Annotated in this window: 12 protein-coding genes; 9 read left to right on the top strand and 3 right to left on the bottom strand. The window is 61.4% G+C overall.

From position 1 onward, the window contains the following. Positions 1-240: 240 nt before the first annotated feature. A complete protein-coding gene (locus tag OKC43_RS15050; protein ID WP_100646668.1) occupies positions 241-525 on the top strand; it encodes a hypothetical protein in 285 nt (94 codons plus the stop codon). Positions 526-575: 50 nt separating this feature from the next. On the opposite strand, the gene torS is transcribed toward OKC43_RS15050, so the two are convergent. After that, positions 576-3,401 (bottom strand): TMAO reductase system sensor histidine kinase/response regulator TorS, encoded by a 2,826-nt coding sequence (gene torS, locus OKC43_RS15045; protein WP_236271687.1) that lies wholly within the window; start codon positions 3,399-3,401, stop codon positions 576-578. A gap of 70 nt (positions 3,402-3,471) precedes the next feature. Between torS and torT the strand changes: the two genes are divergently transcribed. Together torT and OKC43_RS15035 are read left to right on the top strand one after the other, a co-directional pair. Beyond that, positions 3,472-4,518, top strand: a complete 1,047-nt coding sequence (gene torT, locus OKC43_RS15040; RefSeq protein WP_236271686.1) for a TMAO reductase system periplasmic protein TorT — start codon at positions 3,472-3,474, stop codon at positions 4,516-4,518. 37 nt (positions 4,519-4,555) lie between these two features. Continuing rightward, the gene (locus OKC43_RS15035; protein ID WP_236271685.1) at positions 4,556-4,960 is read left to right on the top strand and encodes a GFA family protein; all 405 of its coding nucleotides are present in this window, start codon (positions 4,556-4,558) and stop codon (positions 4,958-4,960) included. A 36-nt stretch (positions 4,961-4,996) separates the two neighbouring features. Here the strand turns inward: OKC43_RS15035 and torR are convergent, their stop codons facing one another. Then, positions 4,997-5,710, bottom strand: a complete 714-nt coding sequence (torR, locus tag OKC43_RS15030; RefSeq protein ID WP_042080622.1) for a two-component system response regulator TorR — start codon at positions 5,708-5,710, stop codon at positions 4,997-4,999. Positions 5,711-5,855: 145 nt separating this feature from the next. Between torR and torC the strand changes: the two genes are divergently transcribed. The 5 genes from torC (at position 5,856) to OKC43_RS15005 (ending at position 13,284) form a co-directional block, all read left to right on the top strand. Continuing rightward, the gene (torC, locus tag OKC43_RS15025) at positions 5,856-7,022 is read left to right on the top strand and encodes a pentaheme c-type cytochrome TorC (RefSeq protein WP_236271684.1); all 1,167 of its coding nucleotides are present in this window, start codon (positions 5,856-5,858) and stop codon (positions 7,020-7,022) included. Between the two features lie 27 nt (positions 7,023-7,049). Beyond that, positions 7,050-9,542 carry a trimethylamine-N-oxide reductase TorA gene (gene torA, locus OKC43_RS15020; RefSeq protein WP_236271683.1) on the top strand — a complete coding sequence of 831 codons (2,493 nt, stop codon included), beginning with the start codon at positions 7,050-7,052 and terminating at the stop codon, positions 9,540-9,542. A gap of 99 nt (positions 9,543-9,641) precedes the next feature. Further along, the gene (torD, locus tag OKC43_RS15015) at positions 9,642-10,310 is read left to right on the top strand and encodes a molecular chaperone TorD (RefSeq protein WP_236271682.1); all 669 of its coding nucleotides are present in this window, start codon (positions 9,642-9,644) and stop codon (positions 10,308-10,310) included. Positions 10,311-10,317: 7 nt separating this feature from the next. Continuing rightward, positions 10,318-10,686: a hypothetical protein gene (locus OKC43_RS15010; protein ID WP_042080620.1), complete on the top strand. Its 369-nt coding sequence runs from the start codon at positions 10,318-10,320 to the stop codon at positions 10,684-10,686. Between the two features lie 153 nt (positions 10,687-10,839). Continuing rightward, entirely contained in the window at positions 10,840-13,284 is a 2,445-nt protein-coding gene (locus OKC43_RS15005) for a sensor domain-containing protein (RefSeq protein ID WP_409010827.1), read from the top strand. A gap of 57 nt (positions 13,285-13,341) precedes the next feature. On the opposite strand, the gene OKC43_RS15000 is transcribed toward OKC43_RS15005, so the two are convergent. Then, a complete protein-coding gene (locus OKC43_RS15000) occupies positions 13,342-13,623 on the bottom strand; it encodes a hypothetical protein (protein WP_225315392.1) in 282 nt (93 codons plus the stop codon). A gap of 167 nt (positions 13,624-13,790) precedes the next feature. Here OKC43_RS15000 and acs point away from each other — a divergent pair, with 167 nt between their 5' ends. After that, positions 13,791-15,737: an acetate--CoA ligase gene (gene acs, locus OKC43_RS14995; protein WP_123173670.1), complete on the top strand. Its 1,947-nt coding sequence runs from the start codon at positions 13,791-13,793 to the stop codon at positions 15,735-15,737. The last annotated feature ends 133 nt before the right edge of the window (positions 15,738-15,870 follow it).

Here is a 15,870-nt window from a genome sequence, read left to right as displayed (position 1 = left end):
ACCACCTAAAAAAACGTTGAATTTATGTTGTAAAAAGCAAGATTCCCTCCCCGTTCAATACCCTGGCCGCTCCGCCAAACGATACATTTTTCATCCCGCGGCGGGCGGGCAAAACCCGAAGGGGATCACAACGCCCTCTTTATCCATCCTGTAACATATTCATTCGAAACAAATTTAATGATGATGGAGCTGATTGCAGCCATGCATCCGAGGGGCTGCACCTAACCGGAGGAGTTCAAGATGGACCATCTGCTGACATTCGTGATCCTGGCTGTCTTTTTTCTGTTCTACTGGGTCTACTACACCAGCCAACGCAAACATCTCCCCACCACCTCGTGGGAGCAGCTCCCAACCAAAGCCGAATATCTGGCGGCCCACCCTGAATCAGTCGATGGCGACATCATCTTCTGTTATCACTGCGGCCACCACGAGTTGCTGGAGGTGGGCATGGTGCACCTGACCGATTTTCGCCGGGAATGGGTCTGTGCCAAGTGCAAGCAGGTGCTGTTTCGCGAGATCGAATAACGGCGCAGGAACTGGCCCCCTACCTAAACGTTGTGCATCGCCAGCAGGGATCAGAACGGCGCATCCCTGTTGGCCGCCAGCCACTGCTGCAACCCGCTCACCGCCGCGTCAAATTGCGCCCCGATTGCCGCAGGCTCCCCGCCTCCCGCCTCAAGAGCCGCACAGTGGCTGGCCAATTCGGTCAACCCCAGCGCCAGCGCACTCCCCTTTAGCTTGTGCGCCAGCTGACGTTGCTCACTCCCCTCACCCTGAGCCAACTTATCTACCAACACCCGCCCTTGCGACTCAAACAGCGCGACCAGCTGGCGGATCCGCGCCATGCCGAGCAGGGGCAGATCGGCATCCAGCACCGGATTGGCCCACTCTGGCTGGTTAGTTGGGGGCACAACTACTGATAACTGCACCCGCGGCTCGATAGAGGCGCCCTCCTGCCGAAATAGTTGATCGATGGCGTTCGCCAGCACCGCCAGCCGCACCGGCTTGCCGACAAAATCGACAAACCCGGCGGCAAGGCAGTGGCGGATATCCTCCGGATACATCTGGGCCGAGATGGCGATGGCGGGCAGCGGCCGTTCATGCATCTCCTCACTGATGGCGGCCAGATCCTCGCGCAGGGTCATGCCGTCCATATCGGGCAGATTGATATCAAGCAGCGCCAGCTCGAAGGGGCGCTCGGTCACCAGCGCCAGCGCGCTGCGACCATCCTCTGCCAGGGTGACGCGATGGCCGAGGCGGGTCAGCATGCCGTGCGCCACCAACCGGTTGATCTCGTTATCCTCCACCAGCAGGATGTCACGGGACTGGCCAAGGTGCAGCGGTTGCGCCTCGGCAGGCAGCTGGGCACTCGAGCGTTGCAAGGGCAGACTAAAGCTGAATTCACACCCCTTGCCCGGTTCGCTGACAAGGTTCAGCTCGCCCCCCATGGCAGTCACCAGCTTGCGGCTGATCGCCAGTCCCAGCCCGGTGCCGCCCTGATGGCCTATATCACGCTTGCGCTGGCGAAACGCCTCGAACACCGCCTCCTGCTCATCGGCCGGAATGCCGGGGCCGGTATCGCGCACCACAAACCGGATGCAGGGCTCGGCGCAAGGGCCGTGACAGACAAGGGGCGCCACCGTCAGGGTAATCTGGCCACGGGCGGTAAACTTGACTGCATTGCCGAGCAAGTTGCCGAGCACCTGGCGCAGCTTGCCCAGATCCCCCTCGACCACAGGCGCCAGCTCGGGCGCATATTCCAGCGCCAGAGTGACCCCCTTGGCCGCTGCCTTTGGCCGAAACAGCGCGCTGAGCTCATCCACCAGCTGGAACAGGGGGAAGGGCTCGCGGCGCGCCTCCACATGGCCCGCCTCGATCTTGGAGTAGTCGAGAATGTCGTTGAGGATCTCCAGCAGGGATTCGCCACTGTGCTCGATGGCGGCCAGATAGCGCAGCTGGGTGTCGCTGAGGTGGGTATCCTCCAGCAGCGTCAGGCCCCCGAGAATGCCGTTCATGGGGGTGCGGATCTCGTGGCTCATGGTGGCGAGAAACACCGACTTGGCCCGGTTGGCCTGTTCTGCCTCGGCGCGGGCCTGCCGCTGCTTCTCCACCTCCTGATTGAGCCGCTCGTTGGCGTGGCTGAGCTGGCCGGTGCGCTCCTCGACCCGTGACTCCAGCTCGCGCTGATAGCGGCCCAGCTCAACCGCATTGTCACGAAACACCTGCAGGGCCCGCCCCAGCTCCGCCAGCTCATCGCGCCCGGTACTGGCAAGCGGCTCAAGGGGGGCCAGATCCCCGCGCGCCAACCGGCTCATCCCCGCCACCGCCCGTTGCAGCGGCCAGACGATCCGGCCATAGACCATGCGCCACATCAACAGCATCAGCAGTACCAGCGTGAGCAGGCCAATGCCCATCAACGCCTGCTCCAGCAGCCTGAGACGCTGGCTTAGCGCCTGCTGGCTCTGCCCCAGCGAATCGCGGGCACGGCTGACCAGCTCTCCGACCTGCTGGTTGAGACTGCTCATCAGAGCTTCATTGGCATTGGCCAGCACCCGCAGCGCCTCCCCCTTGCCGAGCCAGTCACTGCGCAGTTGCACCAGCTTGTCGCTTTGCGCCAGCACGGTCAGCGCCTGCTCCACCGCCTGCCGGCGGGCAGGATCGGTCACTGCCCCGGCCCGCAGTTGCAAAATAGCCAGCTCCCGCTGCCCCTCTTGCAATAGCGTTTGCAACTGTTCCTGCCGTTCGCTGCGCCACATCTCCTCGATGCGCTGCTGCTGCATCAGGGTGCGATGGCGCAGCTCGGTCATCTGCTCCAGCCAGTCGAGATCCTGCTCCAGCAGGCGGTCCAGCGTCCGGGTCGCCTGCGCACCTTGCTGTTGGTAGAGGGAACCCAACCCCGCCACCATCACGGTTTCGGCGTTCTCCATCTGGCTGCGCGCCAGCTCGGCGATCTGTCCGGCCGCCGCCACCAGACGGGCCCGCTGCGCCTCGCCCTGCGCCATCAGGGTCAGTCGCTCTCCCACCAGCCAGCCCTGCTGGCCCAGATTGCCGATGATGCTCTGACTAAGCTGATCGAGGCTTGTTGAACCCTGCCCACGACCAAGTTGCGCCAGCACCTGTTGTAGCTGTTGCCCCTGCAGAGTGAGCAAGCGCCCCTGATGCTCCCGCTCCTGCTCGCTGGTTGCGGTGGCCAGCAGCCGCGACGCGCTCTGGATCTCGCCGCTGAGGCGAGAGAGCGTGCGGGCCAGCTCCTGATCGGCCAACGTCTGCTGCACCCCTTGCTCCAGCTGGCGCAGATGGCTAAGCCCCACCCAGCCCAGCAGGGAGGCACTCAGGGTCAACAACGCCATCAGGGAGAAGGCCAGCAGCAACTTGCCACCCAAGCCGGAAAAGATTCTCACGGGAAGTCCCTTGGTTGTGGTCGGCTTTGACCGGATAATATGGCCCAACACTTTAACAAAACCCCTGGCCATGCGAAGCGTCTATCTCTCCCCGTTGTTGCTGATCTGGTTGCTAATGCTTCCCCGCGCCGCCCTCGCCTTTGCAGTCGATATCTGGCCCGGCGGCGAATTCAGCGGCCAGCCGGTGCGCCAGCAGTGGCAGGAACCCGCCGCCGCAACCAAACCGCTGACCATCTGTGCCCTCTACCCCCATCTGCGCGACGCCTACTGGCTTTCGGTCAATCAGGGCATGGTGGACGAAGCGAAGCGGCTGGGAGTCAAGTTGCAGATCCACGAAGCAGGGGGTTACGGTGCCCTCGCCGAGCAGCGCCAACAGTTGCAGCGCTGCGTGCAGGAAGGGAGCGACGCCATCTTGCTCGGCGCGGTGAGCTATCAGGGCTTGCGCGAGGCCATCAAGGTCACGCCGCTGCCGCTCTTTGGGCTGGTCAACGATCTGCCCAGCGGCCTAGTGCAAGCGAAGGTGGGAGTCTCCTGGTACCAGATGGGCTGGCAGATTGGCCACTGGCTGGCGCAGCGTCACCCCGCCGGCAGCAAGCCGGTCTCGGTCGCCCTCTTCCCCGGCCCGCAGGCGAGTGGCGGCAACAACTTCGTAGAGCCGGGCTTTGCCGATGCCATCAAGGGGAGCGCCATCAAGCTGGTCAGCACCGAGCGCGGCGACAACAGCCGGGAAATCCAGCGCACGCTGGTGCAGCAGACCCTGGCCCGCTATCCCGACCTCGACTATCTAGTAGGAGGCGCCATCGCCGCCGAAGTGGCGGTCAACGAACTGTCACAGCGCCATCTCGACAGGCCCCAGGTGCTGAGCACCTACTTCAGCCACGGGATACAGCGGGGACTGCGCCGAGGCAAGATCCTGGCCGCCAACAGCGATCAGATGCGGCTGCAGGGGCGCCTTGCGGTCGCTCAGGCGGTCTGCCTGCTGCAACACCCTGATGCCAATGCCGAGCAGTGCCCGCGGGTGATGGGGCCACCCATTCTGACTCTGTCTGCGCCACTGGCCGACCCCGCAGATTCCCTCTCGGATGGCGCTTTTCGTCCCGTCTATCGGGTCGAATAGCCGTTCCAAATCCGATTAGCCCACTCAAGGAGAAGAGATGAAAGAGTTACATGCCAGCTGCCTGTGCGGCGCCGTCGCCCTGACCCTGCCGGATCAGTTCGACTATATGGGGAACTGCCACTGCAGCGAATGTCGCAAGTTTTCAGGGGGAGATTACGCCTCGGTTGGCGGACTGGATGGCAGCAAGGTCACCATAGTGAAGGGAGAAGAGGCCATCGGCCGCTACCGGAAATCGGCAGAGACCACCCTGGCCTTCTGTCGCCACTGCGGCTCCAGCCTGTTCAGCCAGAAGAGCAGCAGCGGCAAGATCAACCTGCGCCTCGGGGTACTGGACGATGTGCCGAGCCAGCGACCCACGTTTCACATCTTCGTTGGCTCCAAGGCGCCCTGGCACCAGATTGGCGACGACTGCCCGCAATTTGATACCCGACCGCCGGTCTGATACCCGGTCAAACAGGTCAAGGCCACCGTAACGAGGTCAGGAGGCTATCTCACCGGCAAACAGATAGCCTTCACCATGGACGGTGACAAACAGCTGGGGATCCCGCGGATCCGCTTCCATCTTGCCGCGCAGCCGCCGGATCAACACGTCTATGGTGCGATCGCTCGGGCCATCGCCGCGATGGCTGATGAGGGTCAGGATCCGCTCCCGACTGAGCACCCGCCCGGCATGGGCGACAAAGGCCACCAGCACTTCATATTCGGCCTTGGTCAGCCGCACCGGCACTCCGTCCTTGCTGAGCTGGCGACGGGGAATGTCAAAACGCCAGGGGCCGAAGCGCACCGCATCATCAGCCACCGCAGGCTCGCTCGGCGCGGCGGCCGCCAGCGAGATCCGCCACAGCAGATTCTTGACCCGCACCAGCAACTCCCGCAGCTCGAACGGCTTGGTGACATAGTCGTCGGCCCCCATCTCGAGGCCAACTATCCGGTCTACCGCATCACTGCGGCCGGTGACCAGAATGATCCCCACCGTGCTGCGCGCCCGCAGTTCACGGGTCAGCAGCAGACCATCTTCCCCCGGCAGGTTGATATCCAGCATCACCAGATCGACCGTCTGCTCCGCCAGCACGGCGCGCATCTCCTGGCCATTTTCGACCGCCGTCACCCGATAGCCCTCCCGCTCGAAATAGCCGGTCAGCTTCTCGCGGGTAACCGCATCATCTTCAACAACCAGAATGTGGTAGCTCATGGGCAGGGTTCACGATGGTCGACAAGGGAGGATTATTCTATTCACATTTTGTCATAAATACCCCTATTTCATTAATTTGTGGCGGCAGCCCTGTTCACAACGCCTCCCTATCATGGCTCCCATCAAAAAAGTGATGTGAGAGAGCATGATGAAAAAACTGTGGCACTTCCTGCGCACCCCCAGCCGTCGCTGGTCGGTACTGGCGCTGCTTCTGGTGGGCGTCGGCGTCACCCTCGCGGGCACCGTCGGCCTGCACTATGGCTTTGAGAAAACCAGCAGCCTCGAATTCTGTATCTCCTGCCACTCCATGAAAGACACCGTCTATCCGGAGTACAAGGAGTCCATCCACTTCAAGAATGCCTCAGGGGTACAGGCGGTCTGTACCGACTGTCACCAGCCGAAGGACTTTGTCGGCAAGGTGGCCCGCAAGATGGAGGCGGCCAACGACCTCTATCAGGAGTACATAGGCCACAGCATCGACACCCAGGAGAAGTTCGAGGACCGGCGCCTGCATCTGGCCGAGAAGGTGTGGGCGCGGATGAGCAGCCAGAACTCCAAGACCTGCAAGTCCTGCCACAGCTACGACAACATGGATCACGCCAAGCAGTCCCCGGCGGCAGCGCTGGCGATGAAAGATGCGGCGGCGAAGAACATGAACTGCATCGAGTGCCACAAGGGCATCGCCCACGAACTGCCCAACATGGCGGGGGGCTTCCGGGCCACTTACGCCACTCTGGTCAACGACGCGCAAGAGGCGCCAGCCACCGAGACCCTCTACAACCTGGGTGAAAAAGATCTCTATGCCAGCGAACAGAGCACCGACCCGGTCGGCAAACTGCTGCCCGCCTCCCGTATCGACGTGGTGGACCGCAGCGGCGATCGCCTCAAGGTGACCATCGAAGGGTGGCGCGAGAGCGATGGCAAGGGCCGGGTGCTGAGTGAATACATGGGCAAGCGGGTCTTCGTCGCCACCATCCGTGATGAACTGAAAGCGAGCGAGAAAGTGCTCAAGCAGGAGACCGACAGCGCCACCCATATCAAGTGGGAGCAGGTTCAGGTGCAGGCCTGGGTCGATGGCAAGGGCTTTGAGTCCTCGCTCAAGCCGATCTGGGATTACGCCGGCGAGATGTACAAATCCACCTGCAACTCCTGCCACGGCGCGCCGGATCCCGCTCACTTCACTGCCAACGGCTGGATCTCGGGGCTCAAGGCAATGTCTGCCTACTATCGCCTGAGCAAGGAAGAGGAGCGCACCCTGCTCAAATACCTGCAAAACCATGCCGCCGATACCGGTGGTCAGGACAGCCACTAAGTCCGGATTCGAAAGAGGAATAACAAGATGATCAATATTTCCCGTCGTGGTTTTCTGGGTGGCTTGCTGGCTGGCGGTGCCTCCGCCCTGATCGGCCCCTCCCTGCTCGGTCGTATCGTGATGGCCGCCGAGTCTGGCGACAAGCTGGTGCAATCTGGCTCCCACTGGGGCGCCTTCCGCGCCCGGGTGGTCGATGGCCGCTGGGTCGATACCCTGCCGTTCGAGCATGACAAGCACCCCACCGACATGCTCAAGGCCTTGAGTGAAGTGGTCTACAACCCCTCCCGCATCCGCTACCCCATGGTACGGCTGGACTGGCTGCGCAAGGGCCACCAGTCCGACACCAGCGAACGCGGCCAGAACCGCTTTGTGCGGGTCACCTGGTCACAGGCGCTGGACTTCTTCTATCACGAGCTGGAGCGGGTGCAGAAGACCTATGGCCCGAGCGCCCTCTATGCAGGTCACTCTGGCTGGCAGTCGGTGGGCAAGCTGCATTCCGCTGGCGCCATGCTGGGGCGCGCCATGAACCTGCACGGCACCTATCTGGCCAAGGCCGGTGACTACTCCACCGGTGCCGCCCAGGTGATCCTGCCCCACGTGGCGGGCGCCATGGAGGTGTATGAGCAGCAAACCTCCTGGCCGCTGGTGCTGGAGCACAGCAAAACCATCGTTATCTGGGGCTCCGATCCCATCAAGAATCTGCAGGTGGGCTGGCTGGTGCCGGATCACAGCGTCTACGACTACTGGGCACAGCTGAAAGAGAAGGTGGCCAAGGGCGAGATCCGGGTGATCAGCGTCGATCCGGTCAAATCCAAGACCCAGAAGTACCTCAATTGCGATCAGGTGACCCTGAATCCGCAGACCGACGTGCCGCTGATGCTGGGCATCGCCCATACCCTCTACAGCGAGAAGCGCCACGACGAGGCGTTCCTGAAGAACTACACCACCGGTTTTGACAAGTTCCTGCCCTACCTGCTGGGCACCAGTGATGGTCAGGTGAAGGACGCCGAGTGGGCCGCCGCCATCTGTGGCGTACCAGCCGAGACCATCCGCGAGCTGGCCCGCGCCATGAGCAGTGGACGCACCCAGCTTATCGGCGGCTGGTGTGTGCAGCGCATGCACCACGGCGAGCAGTACGCCTGGATGCTGGTGGTACTGGCCTCGATGATTGGCCAGATCGGCCTGCCGGGGGGCGGTTACGGCTTTGGCTGGCACTACAACGGGGCGGGCACCATCACCTCCAGCGGCCCCATCATGTCCGGTTTCAGCTCGGTCATTCCCGGGGTCAAGCCGCTCCATGACGGCGACTGGAAGGGCTACTCCAAATACATTCCGGTGGCCCGCTTCGTCGACTGCATCCTCAATCCGGGCAAGCAGATCGCCTTCAACGGCCAGACCATCACCTACCCCCACATGAAGATGGCGGTGTTCTGCGGCAACAACCCGTTCCACCACCAGCAGGATCGCAACAAGATGGTCGCGGCCTGGCGCAAGCTGGAAACCGTGGTCAGCATCGATCACCAGTGGACCGCCAGCTGCCGCTTCGCCGATATCGTGCTGCCCGCCACCACCACCTATGAGCGGGATGACATCGAGCAGTGGGGTTCTCACTCCAATGCGGGCATTCTGGCCATGTACAAGGTGGTGGAGCCGCTGTTCGAGGCGCGGGATGACTACGACATCTTCGCCGATCTCTGCCGTCGATTCGGTCGCGAGGCCGAGTTCACCGGCGGCAAGAGCAAGCTGGAGTGGATCCAGAGCATCTATGACGACGCCCGCCTGCAGGGTCGCGGCATCGGCATTCGACTGCCCCGTTTCAGCCAGTTCTGGCACGGCGAGGGCTTCGTCACCTTCCCGGCGGGCCAGCCCTGGGTGCGCCACGAGTCGTTCCGTCAGGAGCCGGATCTGGAACCCCTCGGTACCCCGTCCGGCCTTATCGAGATCTACTCCAAGACCATCGCCGACTACGGCTATGGGGATTGCCCGGGCCATCCGGTCTGGATCGAGCCCTACGAGCGCTCCCACGGCGGGCCGGGCAGCAAACAGTACCCGCTGCACCTGCAATCCTGCCACCCGGACAAGCGGCTGCACAGCCAGCTCTGCTCCTCCGACAACTACCGCACCACCTACACGGTGCAGGGGCGCGAACCTGTCTACATGAATCCGCAGGATGCCAAATCCCGCGGCCTCAAGGACGGCGATCTGGTGCGGGTGTTCAACGGCCGCGGTCAGGTATTGGCTGGTCTGGTGGTGAGCGATGACTACGCCCCCGGGGTGGTGCGCATTCAGGAAGGGGCCTGGTATGGCCCGCAAGAGGGCGGCAAGGTAGGGACTCTCTGTACCTACGGCGATCCCAACGTGCTGACCGCCGACATCGGCTCCTCCAGCCTGGCGCAGGCCACAACGGCCCATACCGCGCTGGTGGAGATCGAGAAGTTCCGAGGACAGGCACCTGCTGTCACCGCCTTCGGCGCGCCGGAATCGGCCAAGGGCATCGACCCCATGTTCCCGGCACTCTGACCCCGGGGGGACGAAAGCGACCCCTTGAGTTTCCTTTATTTTTAAAGTCGTTAGAATCGGGAGCCATCAAGGCTCCCGATTGCCATCCACGGAGGAAAAATGCAGGAATTTATGGCTACCAGCGAACGCCGGGCCGAACTCTACTGGTGGTTCTCCACCCTGTTCGCCGCCGAACTCAGTGATGAGCAGATCGCCGAATATGACACTTATGATGTGCGAAGCTTCCTGAAAAGCCTCTCCACCCTGGATCCGATGCGTGAAGCCGTGGCCGAACTCAACGATGCCATCGCCCGCCTGCTGGTGCGCACGGATCGCCAGCTGGAACTCGCCGCCGACTTCGCCGGCCTGTTTCTGGTGGATCCCAAACAGGGCGCCCTGCCCTACGAATCGCTCTATCGTGGCGATGCAAAGCTACTGATGCAGGCCCCGATGGCAGAGATGCAGGCCCGCCTCGATCGCCTCGGCATCAATGTCAGCGATAAATACAAAGAGCCTGCCGACCATCTGGCAATCGAGCTGGATCTGATGGGCAATCTCATCATCCGCGCGGCGGAAGCCAAGAGCGCGGCCGAGCGGGAACGCTGGCTCGACGAGCAGGAAGCGCTGCTGCACGGCCATCTGCTGGGCTGGTTTGACAAGTTCGAAAGCGCCTGTCGCGCCGCCGACCGGTTTGGCTTCTACGGCGCCAGTGCCCGTCTGCTGGGGGTCTTCCTCAAGATGGATGCCAACTACCTCTCTCTGGTCAAACCGGCACCGTCTGCCGACTGAGGCCGCGATGAAGACAGCCCTGCTTCTGATTGCATGCTGGCTGCTGGCCCTGATCCCGCTGGATCAGGGCATTACTCCCCTGATTGCGCTGCTGTTCAACCCGGATCGCGAGCTCTACGGCACCGCCCAGCTCACCGGATTTGCTGGCATCCTGCTCACCCTCTACCTTGCCAATCTCGGCGTCGAGGTGGTGTTGCGCCGCCGCTTCCAGATTGCCGGCATGCTGGCGCTGCTGGCCGCCTGGATCGACTTCATCAACAGCAGTGGCAGCGAGTCGCACTTCCTGCTGCTCTATCTGCTTGCCCTCCCGTTCCACCTGCTCGGCTGGCTGGTATTTGTGCGCGGTATTCAGGCGTTTGGTCGCCAGAAGGGATAACCACTCGCCCCCTTTTTCCATCCTTTTTATCAGGTTTTTCTGCCTATTCTTGCCGTCAAAACAACCAGATAACTCCGCTTGACTCCCGGCCAAACAGTTCGTGCCATACTGACAACTGATGCAAGTGATAAAACAATCAATGCCGAGGTCATCATGGATGGGAAGCTTTTCAACGCCGACACCGAGGCAATGTTGACCCAGCTGTCAGATCACACCGTCCTGGAACAGCTGATGGATAATGCCCCTCTGGGCATCGGCGTCTTTGACTGCGAATTTCGCTACCGTAAAGTCAATCAGGTGCTGGCCGACATCAATGGCAAAAGCATCGAGGAGCATCAGGGCAAGCACCTCAGAGAGGTGGTTCCCAAGCTGGCCCCGACCCTGGAGCCCATGTTTCAGCAGATCATGCGAAGCGGCATGCCCTACGTGGATATCGCCATCACGGGCCAAACCGCGGCGTACGACAGCAGCTCACGCCGCTTTCAGGCCACCTACAGCCCGATGCGTGATGAGAAGGGAGAGCTGAACGGCATCCTCGCCATCGTACGGGACATCACCGAGCAGTACGAAACCGAACAACGGCTGCAACTGGCAATGCGAGCGGCCCAAATCGGGGTGTGGGAGTGGCACGTGGCGGAGGACAGATTACTGTTCGACGGCCAGATTGAGCCGCTGCTGGGCATCGAAGCCAACCAGTTCCACGGCGGGCTGCAAGCGTTCGTCGACTGTTTTGAACCGGAATCCGGCAGCCAGCTCAAGGCTGCCCTGCAAAGTCATGACCCCATCCATCTCACCCTGAGCTACCTTACCGCACTCAACGAGCGCCACTGGGTCGATATTCATGCCGACCATGTCCCCGCCACCGAGTCGGTCGGCCACCGGGTCATGGGGGTCATTCACAATGCCACCGCCCGCCGCCGTCAGGAGGAGCGACTCCATCAGGCCAACGTGGTATTCGATACCACGGCCGAGGGGATCATCATCCTCGACAGCGAGCACCATATTCTGTCGGTCAACCCGGCCTTCACCATGCTGACCCAATACAATGCCGAGGAGGTAATAGGCCGCACCCCGGATATCATCATGCATCCCAGGCGCTACACCGACCTCGACTATCCCTGGTATCACCTGCGCCCCGGCAACAACGCCTGGCATGGCGAGATGGTTTGTCTACGCAAGGATGGCAGCTACTTCTCCTCCTGGCAGCAGATCAGCGCTGTCTATGACAACTTCAACAACACCACTCACTATGTGATCGCCCTCTCCGACATCAGCGCCATTCGCAAGGTGGAGGCCGAGCTGAACCACCTTGCCTATCATGATCCCCTGACCGAGCTGGGCAATCGCCATCTGTTGCAGGAGCGGCTAGCCCTTGAGCTGAAAACCGCGCAGCTCAATCGCAAACGGTTGGGGCTGCTCTTTATCGATCTGGATGGCTTCAAACTGATCAACGACAGCCTGGGCCACGGAGTTGGCGATGAGCTGCTCAAGCGGCTGGCAGAGCGGATCCGCGGCTGCCTGCAACACAACGATCTGGCGACCCGCCTCGGGGGAGACGAGTTTCTGGTGCTGATCCCCTATCTGGAGGAGCCTAACGAGCTGGCAACCCTGGCCAATACCCTGCTGACCGTGTTGCGTGAACCGGTTGAGCTGGCCCATGAGCTGGTGGCAATCTCGGCAAGTATCGGTATCGCCATCTATCCGGATCATGCAGACAGCCCGGAAACCCTGGTCAGCGCCGCCGACAGCGCCATGTACGAGGCGAAAAGTCAGGGGCGCAACGGCTTCCAGTTCTATACCCCCTGCATGGCGGCTCGAGCCCGCGAGCGGATGCAGATTGAGCAGGGCCTGCTCAAGGCCCTGGAGCTCGAACAGCTCTGCATCTTCTATCAACCCATGACCAATCTGGCCAACGGCCACCTGAGTGGACTGGAAGCCCTGCTGCGCTGGCAGCATCCGAATGAGGGAATGATAGCGCCGACCCGCTTTATTCCGGTGGCGGAAGAGTGCGGCCTGATCGAGAAAATTGGCGAGTGGGTGATGCGCAATGCCTGCGAGCAGGGGCAAAACTGGCTGGCCGCCGGACTGCCGGTACCCCGCTTGTCGGTCAATGTGTCGGTGCGGGAGATGCGCTCCCCGGGCTACGTTGAACGGGTCGCCGCCATTCTGGCCGAGACCGGATTTCCGCCAGAACGGCTGGAGATTGAAGTGACGGAGAGCATCATCCAGCGGGTCGAACAGAGTCTGGATCTCTTTACCCGCCTGAAAAATCTCGGCGTGCAGATTGCCATCGATGACTTTGGTACCGGCTTCTCGTCACTGAGTCTGCTCAAGACACTGCCGATCGATCGCATCAAGATCGACCGGGCGTTTGTGCAGGCATTACCGGAAGACAAGAACAGTCGGGAGCTCTGCCGCACCATCATCAATCTGGCCGACAGCCTGGATATGGAGGTCACCGCCGAAGGGATTGAAACCAAGGCACAACACGCCTTCTTGCAATCACTCAACTGCGGCGAAGGACAGGGCTATCTGTTCAGCAAACCACTGCATGTAGAACATATGGGAGATCGCCTGCATCAACGCTACGTCTCATAGCGGCAGGCAATCATCATCACCAGCCGGGAGGCATCCGCCTCCTGGCTGCCGACCGGATTACCACTCAATCTGCAAGCGGGATTCCCAACCATCATCACGATCATTGAGCATACGCGTCAACGGTGATTCGCCAGCATAACGGGGGGCTGGCTCGCTGAAAGTAAGTCTGGTGCCAGGCTCTTTGGCCTGCCATGCATGACCAAGCTGATCGGCCACCCGATCCCGCAGCGCAGGTGAAGCCTCCTGATGGGTGATCGCAAACTCTTTCGGAGGTTCGCCAGCGGGCACTGGCGCATCAAACTGCCAAAGGGATGCACAGAGCAACAGAGAAAACATCATGACCTCCAATTAATCGACAGGGCCCCCTTTTACTCAACCACCGATTAATTGTCACTCTTTGTCCTGTAACCAACTGTTGCCGCCTATCCAAAAGTCTAATTGCCCCCCGCCACCAAAGGTATAAGTTGTTAAGAAACCATTAAAAGATCTATTCAAAGGAGTGAGTGATGAGCGAGAGCAAGGTCTACCCGGTCAAACCCCACATCAGCAGCAATGCACTGCTCGACAAGGGCGACTACGCCGCCATGTATCAAGCCTCCGTCGAGGATCCCGATACCTTCTGGGGAGAGCAGGGAAAAATTCTCGACTGGATGAAACCCTATACCAAGGTCAAGAACACCTCCTACGATCCAGGCCATGTCTCCATCAAATGGTTTGAAGATGGCCAGCTCAACGTCTCGGCCAACTGTCTCGATCGCCATCTCGCCGAACGGGGTGACAAGGTCGCCATCATCTGGGAAGGGGACAACCCTGCCGAAGATCGCAAACTCACCTACCGCGAATTGCACAGCGAAGTGTGCAAGTTTGCCAACGTCTTGAAAGCCCAAGGGGTGCACCGCGGCGACGTGGTCTGCCTCTATATGCCCATGGTGCCGGAAGCCGCCATCGCCATGCTGGCCTGTACCCGCATCGGCGCGGTACACAGCATTGTCTTCGGCGGCTTCTCGCCGGAAGCACTGGCCGGCCGCATCATCGACTCGGGCTCGCGCATCGTAATCACCGCCGACGAAGGGCTGCGTGGTGGCCGTCCGGTGCCGCTCAAGAAGAATGTGGATGAAGCGCTCACCAACCCGGAAACCCAGGTCAACAAGGTGATCGTGCTCAAGCGCACCGGCGGTAATGTCGCCTGGCACAACCACCGCGACATCTGGTGGCATGAAGCGACCGCCGCCGTCAGCAGCGACTGCCCGCCCGAGGCGATGAACGCCGAAGATCCGCTTTTTATCCTCTATACCTCCGGCTCCACCGGCAAACCCAAAGGGGTGCTGCACACCACCGGCGGCTATCTGGTCTATGCCACCCTCACCTTCAAATATGTGTTCGACTACCACGAAGAGGATATCTACTGGTGTACCGCCGATGTGGGCTGGGTCACTGGTCACTCCTATCTGGTATACGGGCCGCTCGCCAATGGTGCCACCACCATCATGTTCGAAGGGGTGCCCAACTACCCGGCCACCAACCGCATGAGTCAGGTGGTGGACAAGCACCAGGTCACCATCCTCTATACCGCCCCCACCGCCATCCGCGCCCTGATGGCCAAGGGCAACGAAGCGGTCACCGGCACCTCGCGCCAAAGCCTGCGCATCATGGGTTCGGTGGGTGAACCCATCAACCCGGAAGCCTGGGAGTGGTACTACCGCACCATTGGCGATGAGCGCTGCCCCATTGTCGATACCTGGTGGCAGACCGAGACCGGCGGCATCCTGATTACGCCGCTGCCCGGCGTCACCGACCTGAAACCGGGCTCGGCGACTCGTCCCTTCTTCGGGGTGCAACCGGCGCTGGTGGACAACATGGGCGAGCCGCTGGAGGGCGCCACCGAGGGCAATCTGGTGATCACCGACTCCTGGCCGGGCCAGATGCGCACCGTATTCGGCGATCATGAGCGCTTTGAGCAGACCTACTTCTCCACCTTCCCGGGCCGCTACTTCACCGGCGACGGTGCCCGTCGCGACGAGGACGGCTACTACTGGATCACCGGTCGGGTGGATGATGTACTCAACGTCTCTGGCCACCGCATGGGTACCGCCGAAATTGAATCGGCGCTGGTGGCCCATCCCAAGATCGCTGAAGCCGCGGTGGTGGGGGTTCCTCACGAGATCAAGGGTCAGGGTATCTATGCCTATGTCACCCTGATCGCCGGGGAAGAGCCGAGCCGCGAGCTGCACAAAGAGGTGAAGGAGTGGGTGCGCAAGGAGATTGGTGCCATCGCCACGCCGGACGTGATCCACTGGGCAGAGGGGCTGCCGAAGACCCGTTCCGGCAAGATCATGCGGCGAATTCTGCGCAAGATCGCCACCGGCGAGACCGACAGCCTGGGGGATATCTCCACCCTGGCGGATCCGGGGGTAGTAGACAAACTCATTCGCGAGAAGTCGGAAGCAGCCTGATCCCGCTTCGTTTGTTGCTCAACAAAGCCGGCCCTGTGCCGGCTTTGTCGTTTCTTATCTGCCAGCAAACAGCAAGGCGGTAGACACGAAGCCTTGCCGACAAAAGCGTGCAATAAATAGCCAGATGTAGAGA

It is taken from the genome of Aeromonas sp. Y289-2 (assembly GCF_027705925.1).
Taxonomy (GTDB): Bacteria; Pseudomonadota; Gammaproteobacteria; order Enterobacterales; family Aeromonadaceae; genus Aeromonas; species Aeromonas veronii.
The sequence above is the reverse complement of the archived record's forward strand: the minus strand, read 5'-3'. Positions and strand labels throughout refer to the sequence as shown.